Source organism: Paenibacillus assamensis DSM 18201 (assembly GCF_000422445.1).
In the GTDB taxonomy this organism is placed as follows: Bacteria; Bacillota; Bacilli; order Paenibacillales; family Paenibacillaceae; genus Paenibacillus_B; species Paenibacillus_B assamensis.
Genome location: NZ_AULU01000022.1, coordinates 49,590 through 64,796, shown reverse-complemented (window position 1 = coordinate 64,796; position 15,207 = coordinate 49,590). Strand labels below are relative to the sequence as shown.

Below are 15,207 nucleotides of genomic sequence, written 5' to 3'. Positions count from 1 at the left end.
ACTTTCGTCCATTGCGGAAGATTCCCTACTGCTGCCTCCCGTAGGAGTCTGGGCCGTGTCTCAGTCCCAGTGTGGCCGATCACCCTCTCAGGTCGGCTACGCATCGTCGCCTTGGTGAGCCGTTACCTCACCAACTAGCTAATGCGCCGCAGGCCCATCTGTAAGTGACAGATTGCTCCGTCTTTCTCTTCTTCCTCAGGTGAGGAAGAAGCCTATCTGGTATTAGCTACCGTTTCCGGTAGTTATCCCAGTCTTACAGGCAGGTTGCCTACGTGTTACTCCCCCGTCCGCCGCTAGGCATCAGGAGTGCAAGCACTCCTTCAAGTCCGCTCGACTTGCATGTATTAGGCACGCCGCCAGCGTTCGTCCTGAGCCAGGATCAAACTCTCCATAAAAGTGTTTGACTTGCTCATTTGTAATGCTGACGAAATTCATTGCTGAATTTCTTATATCAAACGTTTCACTCGTTGTTCAGTTTTCAAAGAACAATTTCGCTCCAGATCACTCATCTTATCAACTCGTTTTCTTTCGCTCTCGTTCGCCGTGTTTCTCAGCGGCGACTCTTATAATATATCATGTCGTTCATTTTGTGTCAACAACTTTTTAAAGTTTTTTTCAAAGTTGTTTGTGACTCAATTGAATCTCAATGACTTGTCTGCCTCTTAATTAACTCTTAATCAAAGTTGTTCAAGAAGGGAACAAAAAATAATTTATCATAAATACCAAGCCTCGTCAATCATTTGATTCAGTCCACTTTATGGTAATACGTAATGAGTGATTCCATTACATTGGAATGATACGATGGTTCCTTACGTACCGAGATAAGTCTTTTGGCGTAGCTATGCGTGCATACATCCGAAATACCGTTCTGTATCGATTAGCTATTGCTCTTCTTACTTCTTTATCTAAACGGTTATCACCTAGATCAAGCAGCATTTCATCAAGTTCTTTTCTAAGCATATATCCAAGTTCCTTGCATTCCTTTTCGTTAAATAAGAATCCTAGCACGAACTTTCTCCTCCTCTAACAACAACTCAAGCTTTTCTCTTATATTCGGAACAAAAGCGGCCCAAATCCCTTTCTAAGGACAACATTACCTTAGACAAGTGATGGACCGCTTTACTGTTATGCACAAATTTGCATCATTTTATCACATAATCATCTGAATAAAATTATCTTCTTTCTTAATAGCAACATTTTCTTCTACATACTTGAACGATACAACTCCATAATCCACAACGTTACTGTACTTTCGATTAATGCAGCTGCAAGCAGAATAATTGTAATCCAAACCGCGGCTGCTCCTGTTTTCTTGGCCCACTCTTTAATCGTCAACCCGCTACGACCTGAACGAGTCATACGTTGAAACGCCAACACACCAAATCGAATACCGAAAGCTGCAGCTATAATGATAGCAGGTAGCTCTAATATGCCATGCGGTAAAATACCTACAGTAAACTGCATAAAAACATTTAATCCTTCTCGATGCATATCAAAGAATAGATATCCTAATACCATCCCATTTACGACTAATAAATACAACGGAAATAACCCGAACACGATTCCAGAGAACATTACAAGTACAGCTTTGATCGCATTATTAAAGAAAATAAATATGAACAATGTCACAATGGGATTGGCAGACTGATGTAAAGTTCTCGCAATCTCTCCAAGCTGGGATATTTGACCGTCTAAAAATTCATGAAACCCAGTCCACATCCATCCCACCATTATGCTCCCAATGAAAACAAGAGATGAGAATAAGATATACCCTTTTATCTCCCCTAACGTTCGTACAAACGAGCGCCAACTTAGCACAATCCTTCACTCCTTCATGTTGTCATCCCACATTATCACCCGCTGCGGGGATGATTGTTTGTCATATCTATGTATAACTCAAGCATACAGTGTATTAAACAAGCGTGACAAGCCATGCAAGTATTTGGATTTCACGCATCTTAGCATCGTTATATGAGAGGAGCGCACGCTGCATGAACAGTTTTTATGTGATTAGCGGTAAAAAAGTAAAGCGCATCTTCTTCATCATCGTCGCCGTGCTGTTTGCAGCCGGTGTCGTCGTGGTGGAGAGCGACAACATTACTGTCTTCTCGGAAGGCAGTCCTTCAGCCATTTATAGTGTTCCTACTGATAAAAAAGTTGTGGCACTAACATTCGATATCAGTTGGGGAGAAACACGAGCGCAACCTATACTTGATATTTTAACCGAAAAGAAGCTAGATAAGGCAACGTTCTTCTTATCTTCTCCTTGGAGTAAAACCCATCCCGAGATAGTCAGAAAAATGGTTGACGCTGGTTATGAGATAGGCAGCCACGGTCACAAGCATGTTAATTACAGCAGTCTCAATGATGAAGAAATCAAAAAACAAATTAATACAGCGCATACCATTTTAAGTGAGCTTACCGGCAAACAGCCTAATCTCATCCGTTTACCTAACGGCGATTTTGATAAACGTGTACTTAAAATAGCTAATCAAATGAATTACAAAGTTATTCAATGGGATACAGATTCACAAGATTGGAAAAATCCTGGCGTAGATACGATTGTAAAGCGTGTCGTTGATCGTGCGCATAATGGCGATATTATTTTGCTTCATGCCAGCGATTCATGCAAACAAACTCATCTTGCCCTTCCTGCCATTATCGATCAGTTAAGAGCTAAAGGTTATGAGTTCGTTACCGTATCCGAGCTTATCCAGCAAACAGAGCTGAATAATAAGGCAATCCAAGACACTACTATTCACCCCATCCAACCACAGACACATGTTCATGATGCAGCTGGAGCGTAAGCATCGGATCGGAAGCACCTTCCCTTAAATGACAAAGAGCTGACCAATAGTGGTCAGCTCTTTACTACTTTTGTAGTCATACCCGCTTCTGGCTGCATTTCTCTGTTTTTTCCTATCTTCCCTTCCAATACACGCGAAAGGATAAGAATTTGATACGCGTTGCATGCTACTAAAGGAATAAACAAAAACCAAGTCGCTATCGGACTCATGTTCAATGCAAATGTCATCTCGATTGTTGTACCAACAATCATATAGAACAGTGTTGGTATTACTGCTGTTGACGATGTTACTTTCATTTTTACAATAGCTACGCCTACCGAGAATACTAATAAAGTTAGGCCTAACACAACATCTTGGATCAAATCCCGTTCTTGTCCAAGTAAAGTCCGTAAAAACATAACATCCAATAAAACGATTACCGTAAGAACAACTTGTATATACGGCCAAACTCGTCTAAACATACCATTGGCAAGCAAATTAAGCGTCAAATAAGCAAAAAAGCCCATTTGCGCAAATACACTAATTGTAAAGCCACTTAAAATAAGCTGGAAAATGTTCATTAGAACATCTGCAGGACCTCTAAGATTGGACAATTCCTGTTGATACAGTTGCATAGACAGGCCTGTTACCAACATAACTGCTCCACCCAGACAGAGCGTCGTCCAGAATAAGTAAGACCATTTTTTTAAATTCAAGCTGCTCCACCTCCGCAATATTCATATTTTACCAGCGTTATCAGCAAAAGACTATCGTTATCGAACATAATTCATAATTATTTCCCCATACTACATAAAGATGCTTCTATAACCTAACAGCAATGACACAGCAGCACGTTGAAAGGAGTCCTGTACATGCGATCCGTATCTATTCGACTTTGTATCACTTGTATTGTGCTTATGCTCGTAACTACATCGTGTTCTCAAGAACCACAATCTTCGGGAAATAAAGTGGAATACAAGGAACTTAAGTCGATGGTTGTAGATATTTTAAAAACGGAGGAAGGGCAAAAAGCAATCGAGTCCGCTCAATCTAACGGTGGAAGCTCTATGCAAATGAAGACAATGAATACTCAGCAGCAAGAACAAATCAGGATTGCAGTCAAAGATACACTTGTCTCCCCTGACTACGAAAAGGTAATCGAAAAGATTATGAAAGACCCTAAGTTTGCCGGAGAATTCGCAAAAACCATTAGCAAAGAAGACAAGCAAATTCACAAGGATTTAATCAAAGACCCCACTTATCAAAAAGCTGTCGGCGATATTTTAAAATCACCTGATCTCATGAATGCTTATTTAGAAGTAACAAAGTCACCTGAATATCGCAAACAATTAATGGCACTAATGAAAGATGCGATGAATAGCCCATTATTTAAGCTAGAAATCATGGAAATGATGACGAAGGCTGTTAAAGAAGAACTACAACCTAAAGAGAATAAAAAAGAAAAAGGTGGCGAAGAGGGAGTTAGTGAGAAAGAGGAGAGTGGTTCAAGTGAAGGAGACGGCTCTGACAGCGGCGGAGGCGGAGGTCAAAAAGGCGGCCAATAAATCCAAACAAGGTTCAATTAGGGTATACTTACTCCTCCATGATGACAAAAGCGGACCCCTAGAGGAGGTCCGCTTTTTATGTAAACTACTATTACATTGTATACAGTACTAAGATATAACACCATTATCTATTAAACGTTGTGCTAGCTCATTATATAATTGCCCGATCGGATGTGATTCACGATATACAGAAGGCGAGAAATCCGGCTCCGAAGGATGATTCTCCGGTGCTCCTAATGGAATCTGAGCCAGTAGCGATGTGTGCAGCGACTCAGCTAACTTGCCGCCGCCGCCACGCCCGAATACATATTGCTTATCACCGCACGCTCCACACTCAAGATAAGCCATATTTTCAACGACTCCAATAATCTCATGCTTCGTCGTAATCGCCATTGCCCCTGCTCTTGCTGCTACAAATGCAGCCGTAGAATGAGGTGTCGTTACGATGATTTCTTTCGTTTGCGGAATCATCTGATGAATATCTAATGCTATATCGCCTGTCCCAGGTGGTAAATCGATTAGCACAACATCAAGTTCGCCCCAATTTACCTCTTGGAAGAAGTTACGCAGCATCTTACCTAGCATAGGTCCTCGCCATACAATCGGACTGTTGTCTTCTACAAAAAAGCCCATAGACATTACTTTAACCCCAAAGCGTTCAATCGGGATTACTTGTTCGTCTTGGATAATGGGTCTGTCTTCAATCCCCATCATGTCAGGTACACTGAAACCATAAATGTCAGCGTCTATTACACCAACTTTTTTCCCCTGACGTGCCAATGCAACAGCCAAATTCACCGTAACAGTAGACTTTCCAACCCCACCTTTACCGCTAGCTACACCAATAAATGCAACTTTTGAAGAAGGTGACAATAACGGACTAAGTTGTTCAAGACCAGCTCCATGTCCTTGAGGGGCAGATTGGCCGGAACTCTGCGTTGACTGTCCTTGACTCACTGGCCCAGCATTTCGATGCCCTAAGCCAGCAGCCGCCATTTCTTGCTCAGATGCTATGCGAATACGCACATGAACATCGGTCGCTCCACTGCTAACTAACTTTGATTTAATTTGCGCTGTCAGTCCATCACGTATAGAATCGCTAGCCCCATCTGGTGCTAGTATAATCGTAAGTGCCACTTGCCCAGGTTTGACCATAATATCACGTATCCATTGCAGCTCAACCAGATCTTTTCCTGATAGCGGTTCTTGCAATCCATGCAACAGGTCTAAGCATTGTTCTCTTGTTATCATAAGATGCACCTCGTCTCTATGCGCTACTGCTTGTGCGATGTTTCCTTCATCCTCATTTATTATAACACACCACTAATCTTTACCAAGCTTTTCTCCTGATAAATAACGAAGAATTCCTTTATATATCGAAGCTGAAACTTTGCGCTGATATACACTGTCGGCCAACATCCGAGACTCATCCGGATGAGATAAAAAACCAACCTCTACAAGTGCAGTAGGCACATTTACAGACTTCAGCAAGTAGAGCCCACGGTCATCCGGCTTTGCCACGCGCTCTGTATTTTCTAAATTACGACGTATTTCTGTTTGAATAAACTTTGCCAACGCCTCATTTTGTGGGATATGGTTCGCATAAAACGTTTGAGCCCCACGCCAACGATTGGAGGTGATACTGTTCATATGTATCGAAACAAATACGTCTGCCTTCTTTTTCTCTACAAAAGCTACTCTGCGCTGCAAATCCTCTGACTTTCTTTTAGATATTTTTTTCGTATTCGGATCAGCAAGATCATGGTCTGCCTCTCGCGTCAAATAAACGACAGCCCCTGCTTGTTGCAAGTAATCACGTAAATATAGTGCGATTAACAGATTAATATCTTTTTCGATAATTCCCTGTTTGCTTACCGCACCTCCATCCGCCCCCCCGTGCCCAGCATCAATCGCAATCACTTTACCTGACAGTGGGAGCGACCATTGATTCCAGCTTTTCATGGACGGCGCCTCCCAGATCAACAAGCCGATTACCAACACAAACAGACCCAAGCACATAAACCATTGTTTCATTGAACCCAGATTAATAGATAAAAAACGCGCTCTCCGCGGTTTATTGTCGTCATTCCACACGAAAAAGTCCACCTCCGCTCCAATAGCATCTCTAATCACTATATGGGCAGTGGTGGACAAATATACTACGCATGTCCTTCAGTTATGTTCGTTATTGTTATTAATTGCTTACACGGTCGTAGGTTCTATTGCCATGCCTTCAATAAGTATTTTTGCTACCTCAGGACGCGAGAATTCTGGAGGTGGACAAATACCATCTCGTAACAGGGCACGAACTTTTGTTCCTGACAAAGTTAAATGATCTTCTTTAGTATGCGGGCATGTTTTGCTGGATGCCATATTGCCGCATTTCGTACAGAAAAAGCTGTGTTCAAAAAATAAAGGTATTATTCCAAGCTCGCTCGCATCAAAGTTCTTAAATATTTCTTGCGCTTCGTATGTTCCGTAGTAATCTCCAACACCTGCGTGATCACGACCAACAATAAAATGCGTACAGCCGTAATTTTTACGTACAATCGCATGGAATATCGCTTCACGAGGACCTGCATAACGCATCGCTGCCGGAAATACGCCTAGGAATGTACGATCCTTAGGATAGTAGCCTTCTAACAGCGCAACATAGCTCTTCATTCGAACATCTGCTGGGACATCATCTGACTTCGTCTCACCAACAAGCGGATTCAGGAATAAGGCATCTACAATTTCCATTGCGCTTTTCTGAATATACTCATGTGCACGATGAACAGGATTACGGGTTTGGAAACCAACTACAGTACGCCATCCTCGTTCTGCAAATAGTCTACGTGTTTCAGCTGGATCAAAATAATACTCTTGAAAGCGATCCGGTTGTGGTCGCTCAAGTAAACGAATACTTCCACCTACGTACGTATTAGGACGATCCAGTAGCTTTTGAACACCGGGATGTTCATTATCGTCTGTCTTAAATACCTGTATGGCTTCATGCTTCTGATCGACTGTATAAATAGATTCTACTTGAATAGACCCGTACGTAATACCGTCCTCTTCACCAACTAGGGCAGCAACCTTACCTACCGATAACAGCTGAACTGTATGAACATCAACTGCAAGGGTAATCGGGATACTCCAGACCGTGCCGTCAGCAAGTCGCATACGGTCAATAACACTCCGATAATCATCTTCATTTAAAAAACCAGTTAATGGTGAAAATGCACCTACACCAATCAAATCAAGGTCAGATATGGTCCAACGGTTAATCGGAATGACTGGGGCTTGCTGTAATTGCGTTAGCAGCGCTTCTCGTTCTGTATTAGATACACGAAGATCGATTAACGATCCTCCATGTGCCGGTATTGCTGTCATGCTTCTATTCCTCCCTACTTGTTTAAGCGTATCGTATTATTTATGCAATCCACACTCTACCTTACCTGTACCTGACCAACGTCCTGCACGAGGATCCTCACCAGGCATAACTTGTCTTGTGCAGTGAGAGCAGCCGATACTTGGGTAGTGGTTGTCATGAAGTGGGTTGTAAATGATATTATTATTGCGGATATATGCCCACACATCATCCCAAGTCCAATGTGCAATTGGATTAAACTTTACAAGGCCAAATTTCGTATCGTATTCAATTTTCTTTGCATTAGCACGAGTAGGTGCTTGATCACGGCGAATACCAGTAATCCATGCATCGTATTTGCTTAATATTTGTGTTAAAGGTTCTACTTTACGGATGTTGCAGCATTTGTTGGGATCGCTCTTCCATAGTTCAGACCCAAATTGTGTATCTTGTTGTTCAGGAGTAATGGATGGTGCTACACGTACAAATTCTAAATTGTAGTGAGATTGTATTTGATCGCGAGTGTGGTAGGTCTCTTCGAAGTGAAAGTCAGTATCGAGATAAAAAATATCAGTTGAAGGGCTAATCTTCTGTACCATATCAACTAGAACAACATCTTCTGCCCCAAAGCTGCATGCAAATGTTATATTCGGAAACGTTTCTATAGCCCATTGAATAATTTCTTCAGGACTAGACGTTTCAAACACTTCAGCCTTCTCAGCTATCAACGCTTCTTTCTCCAATAAGTTCATTACCGCATCCTCCACCATCTTTAAATTCCTAGTATTTAGGTGTGTTTTATATACTTAATAAGTATAATTTGATTTCAAGTAAAGTCAATCCATTTTTTGACTAATTGAGGCGTTTTAGCTATAACTTTTTCTTATTTTGGATTTAAGAGTTCGAAATTGATAAAGAATAGGCTTGAATAGGTGCTGAGATTTAGGGGAGGTCATGTTTTGGCCGAGGAAGATCATTGGGGTTTGATTTAAAGTATGCAAAAAACCTCTTCTGTGTAAACACAGAAGAGGTTTGATACCCATTGTAATCCAATATTAACGTTTGGAGAACTGAGGTGCGCGACGAGCTGCTTTAAGACCGTATTTTTTACGCTCTTTCATACGAGGGTCACGAGTCAAGAATCCAGCTTTCTTCAAAGCGGAACGAAGCTCTGGGTCAGCTTTAAGCAATGCACGGGAGATACCGTGGCGAATTGCGCCTGCTTGTCCGGAGATACCACCACCATGAGCCAATACCAAAACATCGTACTTGCCGACTGTTTCTGTAAGGTTCAATGGTTGCTTGACGATTAGTTTCAAAGTTTCCAAACCGAAGTATTCATTAAGGTCACGTTTGTTGATAACGATGTTGCCTTCACCTGGTACAAGGCGAACACGCGCTACGGAATGCTTACGACGACCTGTCCCATAGTATTGTACTTTTGCCATGAAACTGTCCTCCCTTTTATTTATCCGCGAAGTTCGTAAACTTCTGGTTGTTGTGCTTGATGTGGATGAGCTGCGCCAGCATATGCTTTAACACGAAGCTTCATTTTGTTGCCCATGCGAGTCTTAGGAAGCATCCCTTGAACCGCTAGTTCAATCATACGCTCTGGCTTCTTAGCAAGCATTTCGTGAGCTGGAGTCACTTTCAAACCACCGGAGTAGAGGGAGTGACTGTAGTAGTTTTTGTTTTGAAGTTTCTTACCTGTCAAAACAACTTTCTCAGCATTGATGATGACTACGAAGTCGCCACCGTCAACATGAGGTGTGAATGTTGGCTTGTGCTTACCGCGGATAAGTGCCGCAGCTTCAGTAGCAAGACGACCAAGCGTCTTACCTTCAGCGTCGATAACGAACCATTTACGTTCTACTTCAGCTGGTTTCGCCATGTATGTTGTACGCATGAAACATCCTCCTAACAAATTCATTGTTCGCTTTAATTCAAAAAACGTATATATCGTTCAATCTGTTACATTTAAATGTTAGCTGTTACCATAACGCATTTCTTTATTGGGGGCCGTGGGAAGCCATAAAGAAACACAAATGTTATTTTACAATATAACGCTCGAATTTGCAAGTTGTTTTTGCTCTGTTAAAGTTCTAGATTCGTTCTTCCCCATCGTATTCGACGCTCCACAGCAACAAACCATGTGCCACGGTCATTGGCCCTGCAGCATCACGATGACGAGCCTCCATAATATCGGGTATATCCTCAGGACGGAGTTTGCCTTCCCCAACCCACATCAACGTACCTGCTATAATCCGTACCATGTTGTATAAGAATCCATTACCTTTGAAGAACAAGTGAATCCGACCACGGCCAGCTTCATCACTTCCTGCATCCTCGACTTCCATCCATGAGCGAAATATCGTACGAACATTAGATTGCTTCGTTGACTTCGGCGATGTAAAAGAAGTAAAGTCATGCTCACCTTCTAAATAAGACATTCCTTTCCGCATAGCCTCAATATTGAGAGGACGCGGATGATGGAACTCGTATAAACGTCGGAATAAGTCCGGGTTGCGCTCTGCTAAAATGGTGAAACGATACGTCTTTACCTTCGCCGAATAACGAGCGTGGAAGTCTAACGGTGCCTCCCAAGCGTCCTGAATGACAATGTCATTTGGCAGCCTAGAATTCATCGCTAGTACCCAGCGTTCGATCGGAATAGCGGATGTTGTATGAAAGTTGAACACCTGTCCCCTAGCATGAACACCCGCATCCGTACGCCCAGATGCCGATATCGTAATTTGTTCGCTCGTAAGCTTCGCAATCGCTGCTTCGATTCGTCCTTGAACCGTGTCTTGATCAGGCTGTCTTTGAAAGCCGCTATATGCAGTGCCATCATAAGACACAGTCATTCCGATATTTCGCATACTTCCCTCCGGTCTACGATATACACAAAAAGAAAAGCTCCTCGAGGGAGCCTTCTTCCACGCTGCTCATGCTGCGTTATTGCGCTATATCAAATGCATCTTGCCGCTATTACGCGCGGTCAACTAGTTCCAAGTAAACCATTGGCGCGGAATCGCCACGGCGAGGACCCAATTTCATGATGCGCGTATAACCGCCTGGACGCTCAGCATAACGAGGTGCCAAATCCGAGAATAGTTTCTGGATTGCATCTTTCTCGCCATCTACAGTCTCACGACGTACGAATGCAGCCACCTGACGGCGAGCATGCAAGTCACCACGCTTCGCCAACGTGATAAGCTTCTCAGCGATAGAACGAACTTCTTTCGCTTTAGCTTCAGTTGTTTGAATGCGCTCGTACAAGAACAGATCAGTTACCAAGTCGCGGAACAACGCTTTACGAGCGCTGGAGTCACGACCCAACTTTTGGTATGCCATATGTTTCCCCTCCTTCTATGCCCAAGTCCCGATTAATCTTCCATGCGGAGGCCTAATCCTAATTCTTCGAGCTTCTCTTGAACTTCTTCCAAAGACTTGCGGCCCAAGTTACGGACTTTCATCATGTCTTCTTCAGTCTTCGTGATTAGCTCTTGAACAGTATTAATACCTGCACGTTTCAAGCAGTTATAGGAACGAACAGAGAGATCAAGTTCTTCGATAGTCATCTCAAGCACTTTCTCTTTCTTATCTTCCTCTTTTTCAACCATGATTTCCGCATCTTTCGCTTCGTCCGTCAATCCTACGAAGAGCATCAAATGCTCTGTAAGGATTTTTGCACCAAGACTAACTGCTTCTTCTGGTTGCGTGCTTCCGTCTGTCCATACTTCAAGCGTAAGCTTGTCGTAGTTCGTCACTTGTCCTACACGCGTATTCTCTACACTGTAATTAACACGAGAGATTGGTGTGTAGATCGAGTCAACTGGAATGACACCAATAGGTTGATCTTCATTCTTGTTGCGATCTGCAAGGACAAAGCCACGACCACGATTCGCATAAATACGCATATGGAGACGGGAGCCTTGTGACAATGTAGCAATGCGAAGATCCGGGTTCAAAATTTCCACATCACTATCCGCGCGAATATCTCCGGCAGTAATTACCCCTTCACCTTCAGCATCGATTTCGAGAATTTTCTCTTCATCGGAGTGAATTTTGAGTGAAAGGGACTTCAGGTTCAAAATAACCTCTGTTACGTCTTCATAGACACCAGGGATTGTAGAGAACTCATGAAGCACGCCGTCAATTTGCACAGAAGTCACTGCCGCGCCTGGCAAGGAAGAAAGTAAGATACGGCGTAGGGAATTCCCTAGTGTCGTACCGTAGCCACGTTCAAGCGGCTCGACTACGAACTTGCCGTAAGTACCTTCTTCATTGACATCAACGGTTTCAATTTTCGGCTTTTCGATCTCAATCACTATATAACCCTCCTTCAAAACGTCGCTGGCGTTAAACCATTAAACACCTACGGTCGGTCGATTCATGCAGTATGCCTAAACAACCATTATTCCCAACAGGCGTCATTATAAACGACACGTTAGCCACACACGTAAATTATACGCGGCGACGTTTTGGCGGACGGCAGCCATTGTGAGGAACTGGAGTTACGTCTTTGATCATGCTAACTTCCAACCCTGCAGCTTGCAAGGAACGGATGGCAGCTTCACGGCCTGCGCCTGGGCCTTTAACCGATACTTCTACCGTCTTCATACCATGTTCCATAGCTGCTTTAGCAGCTGATTCTGCAGCCATTTGTGCAGCAAACGGTGTGGATTTACGCGAACCGCGGTATCCAAGACCACCGGAGCTTGCCCAAGAAATTGCGTTGCCGTGTGTATCCGTGATTGTTACGATCGTATTGTTGAACGTAGAACGAATGTGTGCCACACCAGCTTCAATATTTTTACGGTCACGACGTTTTGTACGTACGACTTTTTTTGGTTTAGCCATTGCTACTTATCCCTCCTTACTTCTTCTTATTTGCTACCGTACGACGAGGGCCTTTGCGTGTACGAGCATTAGTTTTCGTGCGTTGACCGCGAACAGGCAATCCACGACGATGACGAACACCACGGTAACATCCGATATCAACCAGACGCTTGATGTTCAAAGAAATTTCACGACGAAGGTCACCCTCAACCTTAACCGTTTTATCAATTGTTTCACGAATAGCGTTTACTTCGTCTTCTGTAAGATCACGAACACGCGTATTAGCATTAACGCCAGTTGCTGCGATTACTTTTTGAGATGTTGTCTTTCCGATACCGAAAATGTATGTCAAGGCGATCTCAACGCGTTTATCACGTGGCAAGTCTACACCAGCTATACGAGCCATTTACGCTACACCCCCTTCAATTATCCTTGTTTTTGTTTGTGTTTCGGATTTTCACAAATTACCATAACGTTACCTTTGCGACGAATGACTTTGCATTTTTCGCAAATGGGCTTAACAGAAGGTCTTACCTTCATGCTGAATACCTCCCAGTCCTTAAGTTGCACGCGTCAAACCGTCTCGCATGCAGTCTGTTGGTTTGCAAGTGCATTGCAAGCGCTCTTTGAAGCTCCGAGTGCTAATGCTACTTACGATATGTGATGCGACCTTTGCTCAAATCGTATGGCGATAGCTGTACGACCACTTTGTCACCTGTTAGGATACGGATAAAGTGCATCCGCAGCTTTCCAGAAACATGGGCAAGAATCTGATGTCCGTTCTCTAGCTCAACTCGAAAAGTCGCGTTTGGCAACGGCTCGATGACCGTTCCTTCTACTTCAATCACATCTTCCTTGGCCAACGTGATTCTCCTTTCTATTACGCATTTGCTTCGTTCAGCTGCTCCGCATACTTCTGAATGACGTAGCGAAGCTTGCTGTTTGTAACCCGTCCGCTTTCGTTTAAACTCTGGACAACTTCGCGGCTTATATCCTTCTGCAACTCCAGATGAAGCAGGTTTTTACGTTTCGGTTGTTCAAACTTGCGTTTGTCCCCGTCCGCGATAAAGACATATCGCTCAGGCTCTAAGCCAACGATGACAGCCAGCTTGTCGGCATCTCTGCCTTGAGCCACTTTGACAAATTGCCCGAGCTGCGGGTTCAGAATATGATTCATTCCCTCACCTACTCCTGCAATCTAGTCAAAATCTCGCAACCGTCCGGTGTTACTGCAACTGTATGCTCAAAATGAGCACACCATGTACCATCCACCGTCACGACCGTCCAGTTATCCGCAAGTGTTTTTACATAACGCTCACCAATAACGACCATCGGTTCAATCGCGAGCACCATGCCCGGCTTGAGTCGAGGCCCACGGTTCGGGCTACCGTAGTTCGGAATCTGTGGTTCTTCATGAAGACTCGCACCGATTCCATGTCCGACGTACTCACGTACGACGGAAAAACCTGCATCTTCAATGACACGTTGTATAGCATGAGAAATGGTGTACAACCGTTCATCCGGCCGAACAAGTTCTAAACCAGCATAGAGCGAACGTTCAGTGACGTCCAGTAATCTCTGTGCCTCTTCAGAAATCTGTCCAACTCCATATGTCCAAGCTGAGTCACCGTGATACCCACGATACTCTGCGCCGATGTCGATGCTGATGATGTCGCCTTCGTTTAAAACACGGTTACCAGGAATACCGTGCACCAGCTCTTCATTAACTGATGCGCAAATGCTTCCAGAGAACCCGTTGTATCCCTTGAAAGAAGGAGATGCTCCTTGGCTGCGAATGAATTGTTCCGCGATAGCATCAAGCTCCCGAGTCGTAATGCCCGGCTTGATCGATTGAGACATGAGACGGTGCGTTTCCGCAACGATTCTCCCTGCTTCTCTCATAAAGCCTAATTCCACTTCGGACTTACAAATGATCATTCGTTTAACCTCGCAGTAAAGATACGACTTCAGACGTCACCGTATCAATTTCCTTCTCCCCGTCAACATCACGCAACAAGCCTTTGTTGCCGTAATAGTCAAGCAAAGGGGCAGTCTTGTTGATATATTCATCCAAGCGTGTGCCAACTTTCTCTTCGGAATCATCCGAACGTTGGTATAGCTCACCCTGGCACTTATCACAGACGCCTTCTTGTTGTGGCGGGTTAAAAATGACATGGTACGTCGCGCCGCAAGACTTGCAAATGCGTCTGCCTGTGAGACGTGCCAGTAATAATTCACGGTCAACGCTCAGGTTGATGACATGGTCCAATTTGCGACCTAGTGCTCCCAACATGTCGTCCAAAGCTTCCGCTTGAGCCAACGTGCGTGGGAATCCGTCCAAAAGGAACCCTTTCTCACAGTCCGGCTGAGCGAGACGCTCTCGCACAATCCCGACTGTAACGTCATCAGGAACGAGCAGACCTTGATCAATGTATTCCTTTGCCTTTAAGCCGATTGGCGTTTCTTCGCGCATTGCTGCACGAAACGCATCGCCTGTGGAGATATGAGGAATACCGAACTCCGTTACAATGCGTTCAGCCTGCGTCCCTTTACCTGCCCCAGGAGGCCCCATGAATAGAATGTTCATCGAATGTCACTCCCTTTTTGGTAAGCATAGGCTTAACTTTCGTCGGAAGTGTATGCTTTCGATGGCATTCGTTAA

21 protein-coding genes and 1 rRNA gene are annotated in these 15,207 nt (G+C 43.9%); 2 read left to right on the top strand and 20 right to left on the bottom strand.

The window, feature by feature from the left end; all coding sequences use genetic code 11:
- From H580_RS0112910 to H580_RS0112900, 3 genes are all read right to left on the bottom strand, one after another.
- Positions 1-395 (bottom strand): 16S ribosomal RNA (locus H580_RS0112910); the annotation flags it as partial.
- A gap of 388 nt (positions 396-783) precedes the next feature.
- Positions 784-1,008 (bottom strand): hypothetical protein, encoded by a 225-nt coding sequence (locus tag H580_RS0112905; protein WP_028595167.1) that lies wholly within the window; start codon positions 1,006-1,008, stop codon positions 784-786.
- Between the two features lie 195 nt (positions 1,009-1,203).
- Positions 1,204-1,818, bottom strand: coding sequence for a stage II sporulation protein M (locus tag H580_RS0112900; protein WP_028595166.1), 615 nt, complete (start codon positions 1,816-1,818; stop codon positions 1,204-1,206).
- 173 nt (positions 1,819-1,991) lie between these two features.
- Between H580_RS0112900 and pdaB the strand changes: the two genes are divergently transcribed.
- A complete protein-coding gene (gene pdaB / locus H580_RS0112895) occupies positions 1,992-2,807 on the top strand; it encodes a polysaccharide deacetylase family sporulation protein PdaB (RefSeq protein WP_028595165.1) in 816 nt (271 codons plus the stop codon).
- Positions 2,808-2,860: 53 nt separating this feature from the next.
- Here the strand turns inward: pdaB and H580_RS0112890 are convergent, their stop codons facing one another.
- Entirely contained in the window at positions 2,861-3,502 is a 642-nt protein-coding gene (locus tag H580_RS0112890; RefSeq protein WP_028595164.1) for a KinB-signaling pathway activation protein, read from the bottom strand.
- A gap of 156 nt (positions 3,503-3,658) precedes the next feature.
- On the opposite strand from H580_RS0112890, the gene gerD reads away from it, so the two are divergent.
- Positions 3,659-4,351, top strand: a complete 693-nt coding sequence (gerD, locus tag H580_RS0112885) for a spore germination lipoprotein GerD (RefSeq protein ID WP_028595163.1) — start codon at positions 3,659-3,661, stop codon at positions 4,349-4,351.
- A 108-nt stretch (positions 4,352-4,459) separates the two neighbouring features.
- Here the strand turns inward: gerD and H580_RS0112880 are convergent, their stop codons facing one another.
- From H580_RS0112880 to H580_RS0112805, 16 genes are all read right to left on the bottom strand, one after another.
- Complete coding sequence (locus tag H580_RS0112880) at positions 4,460-5,602, bottom strand: Mrp/NBP35 family ATP-binding protein (RefSeq protein ID WP_028595162.1); 1,143 nt, start codon at positions 5,600-5,602, stop codon at positions 4,460-4,462.
- 72 nt (positions 5,603-5,674) lie between these two features.
- Positions 5,675-6,385, bottom strand: a complete 711-nt coding sequence (gene cwlD / locus H580_RS0112875) for an N-acetylmuramoyl-L-alanine amidase CwlD (RefSeq protein WP_084509218.1) — start codon at positions 6,383-6,385, stop codon at positions 5,675-5,677.
- A gap of 168 nt (positions 6,386-6,553) precedes the next feature.
- Positions 6,554-7,726, bottom strand: coding sequence for a sulfate adenylyltransferase (sat, locus tag H580_RS0112870; RefSeq protein ID WP_028595160.1), 1,173 nt, complete (start codon positions 7,724-7,726; stop codon positions 6,554-6,556).
- 36 nt (positions 7,727-7,762) lie between these two features.
- On the bottom strand, positions 7,763-8,455 hold the full coding sequence (locus H580_RS0112865; RefSeq protein ID WP_028595159.1) for a phosphoadenylyl-sulfate reductase: 693 nt from the start codon (positions 8,453-8,455) through the stop codon (positions 7,763-7,765).
- 303 nt (positions 8,456-8,758) lie between these two features.
- The gene (gene rpsI / locus H580_RS0112860; RefSeq protein WP_028595158.1) at positions 8,759-9,151 is read right to left on the bottom strand and encodes a 30S ribosomal protein S9; all 393 of its coding nucleotides are present in this window, start codon (positions 9,149-9,151) and stop codon (positions 8,759-8,761) included.
- Positions 9,152-9,171: 20 nt separating this feature from the next.
- The gene (gene rplM / locus H580_RS0112855) at positions 9,172-9,609 is read right to left on the bottom strand and encodes a 50S ribosomal protein L13 (protein WP_028595157.1); all 438 of its coding nucleotides are present in this window, start codon (positions 9,607-9,609) and stop codon (positions 9,172-9,174) included.
- A gap of 196 nt (positions 9,610-9,805) precedes the next feature.
- Positions 9,806-10,582 carry a tRNA pseudouridine(38-40) synthase TruA gene (truA, locus tag H580_RS0112850; RefSeq protein WP_028595156.1) on the bottom strand — a complete coding sequence of 259 codons (777 nt, stop codon included), beginning with the start codon at positions 10,580-10,582 and terminating at the stop codon, positions 9,806-9,808.
- Positions 10,583-10,691: 109 nt separating this feature from the next.
- The gene (gene rplQ, locus H580_RS0112845; RefSeq protein WP_028595155.1) at positions 10,692-11,057 is read right to left on the bottom strand and encodes a 50S ribosomal protein L17; all 366 of its coding nucleotides are present in this window, start codon (positions 11,055-11,057) and stop codon (positions 10,692-10,694) included.
- 32 nt (positions 11,058-11,089) lie between these two features.
- The gene (locus H580_RS0112840; protein ID WP_028595154.1) at positions 11,090-12,034 is read right to left on the bottom strand and encodes a DNA-directed RNA polymerase subunit alpha; all 945 of its coding nucleotides are present in this window, start codon (positions 12,032-12,034) and stop codon (positions 11,090-11,092) included.
- A gap of 136 nt (positions 12,035-12,170) precedes the next feature.
- Positions 12,171-12,566 carry a 30S ribosomal protein S11 gene (gene rpsK / locus H580_RS0112835; protein ID WP_028595153.1) on the bottom strand — a complete coding sequence of 132 codons (396 nt, stop codon included), beginning with the start codon at positions 12,564-12,566 and terminating at the stop codon, positions 12,171-12,173.
- A 16-nt stretch (positions 12,567-12,582) separates the two neighbouring features.
- Complete coding sequence (gene rpsM, locus H580_RS0112830; protein ID WP_028595152.1) at positions 12,583-12,951, bottom strand: 30S ribosomal protein S13; 369 nt, start codon at positions 12,949-12,951, stop codon at positions 12,583-12,585.
- 20 nt (positions 12,952-12,971) lie between these two features.
- On the bottom strand, positions 12,972-13,085 hold the full coding sequence (rpmJ, locus tag H580_RS0112825) for a 50S ribosomal protein L36 (RefSeq protein ID WP_003333770.1): 114 nt from the start codon (positions 13,083-13,085) through the stop codon (positions 12,972-12,974).
- Between the two features lie 107 nt (positions 13,086-13,192).
- Entirely contained in the window at positions 13,193-13,408 is a 216-nt protein-coding gene (gene infA, locus H580_RS0112820) for a translation initiation factor IF-1 (RefSeq protein WP_006676514.1), read from the bottom strand.
- A 17-nt stretch (positions 13,409-13,425) separates the two neighbouring features.
- Positions 13,426-13,722 (bottom strand): KOW domain-containing RNA-binding protein, encoded by a 297-nt coding sequence (locus tag H580_RS0112815; protein WP_028595151.1) that lies wholly within the window; start codon positions 13,720-13,722, stop codon positions 13,426-13,428.
- 8 nt (positions 13,723-13,730) lie between these two features.
- Positions 13,731-14,483, bottom strand: a complete 753-nt coding sequence (map, locus tag H580_RS0112810) for a type I methionyl aminopeptidase (protein ID WP_028595150.1) — start codon at positions 14,481-14,483, stop codon at positions 13,731-13,733.
- Positions 14,484-14,487: 4 nt separating this feature from the next.
- Positions 14,488-15,132, bottom strand: a complete 645-nt coding sequence (locus tag H580_RS0112805) for an adenylate kinase (protein ID WP_028595149.1) — start codon at positions 15,130-15,132, stop codon at positions 14,488-14,490.
- Between the last annotated feature and the right edge of the window lie 75 nt (positions 15,133-15,207).

Excerpts from the sequence above, each read along its gene's own strand:
- pdaB (WP_028595165.1), top strand. The coding sequence starts at position 1,992 with ATGAACAGTTTTTATGTGATTAGCGGTAAAAAAGTAAAGCGCATCTTC.
- rpsM (WP_028595152.1), bottom strand. The coding sequence starts at position 12,951 with ATGGCTCGTATAGCTGGTGTAGACTTGCCACGTGATAAACGCGTTGAG.
- truA (WP_028595156.1), bottom strand. The coding sequence starts at position 10,582 with ATGCGAAATATCGGAATGACTGTGTCTTATGATGGCACTGCATATAGC.
- gerD (WP_028595163.1), top strand. The coding sequence starts at position 3,659 with ATGCGATCCGTATCTATTCGACTTTGTATCACTTGTATTGTGCTTATG.
- rplQ (WP_028595155.1), bottom strand. The coding sequence starts at position 11,057 with ATGGCATACCAAAAGTTGGGTCGTGACTCCAGCGCTCGTAAAGCGTTG.
- rplM (WP_028595157.1), bottom strand. The coding sequence starts at position 9,609 with ATGCGTACAACATACATGGCGAAACCAGCTGAAGTAGAACGTAAATGG.
- rpmJ (WP_003333770.1), bottom strand. The coding sequence starts at position 13,085 with ATGAAGGTAAGACCTTCTGTTAAGCCCATTTGCGAAAAATGCAAAGTC.
- H580_RS0112865 (WP_028595159.1), bottom strand. The coding sequence starts at position 8,455 with ATGAACTTATTGGAGAAAGAAGCGTTGATAGCTGAGAAGGCTGAAGTG.
- H580_RS0112880 (WP_028595162.1), bottom strand. The coding sequence starts at position 5,602 with ATGATAACAAGAGAACAATGCTTAGACCTGTTGCATGGATTGCAAGAA.
- rpsI (WP_028595158.1), bottom strand. The coding sequence starts at position 9,151 with ATGGCAAAAGTACAATACTATGGGACAGGTCGTCGTAAGCATTCCGTA.
- H580_RS0112815 (WP_028595151.1), bottom strand. The coding sequence starts at position 13,722 with ATGAATCATATTCTGAACCCGCAGCTCGGGCAATTTGTCAAAGTGGCT.
- rpsK (WP_028595153.1), bottom strand. The coding sequence starts at position 12,566 with ATGGCTAAACCAAAAAAAGTCGTACGTACAAAACGTCGTGACCGTAAA.
- sat (WP_028595160.1), bottom strand. The coding sequence starts at position 7,726 with ATGACAGCAATACCGGCACATGGAGGATCGTTAATCGATCTTCGTGTA.
- H580_RS0112805 (WP_028595149.1), bottom strand. The coding sequence starts at position 15,132 with ATGAACATTCTATTCATGGGGCCTCCTGGGGCAGGTAAAGGGACGCAG.
- cwlD (WP_084509218.1), bottom strand. The coding sequence starts at position 6,385 with ATGAAACAATGGTTTATGTGCTTGGGTCTGTTTGTGTTGGTAATCGGC.
- map (WP_028595150.1), bottom strand. The coding sequence starts at position 14,483 with ATGATCATTTGTAAGTCCGAAGTGGAATTAGGCTTTATGAGAGAAGCA.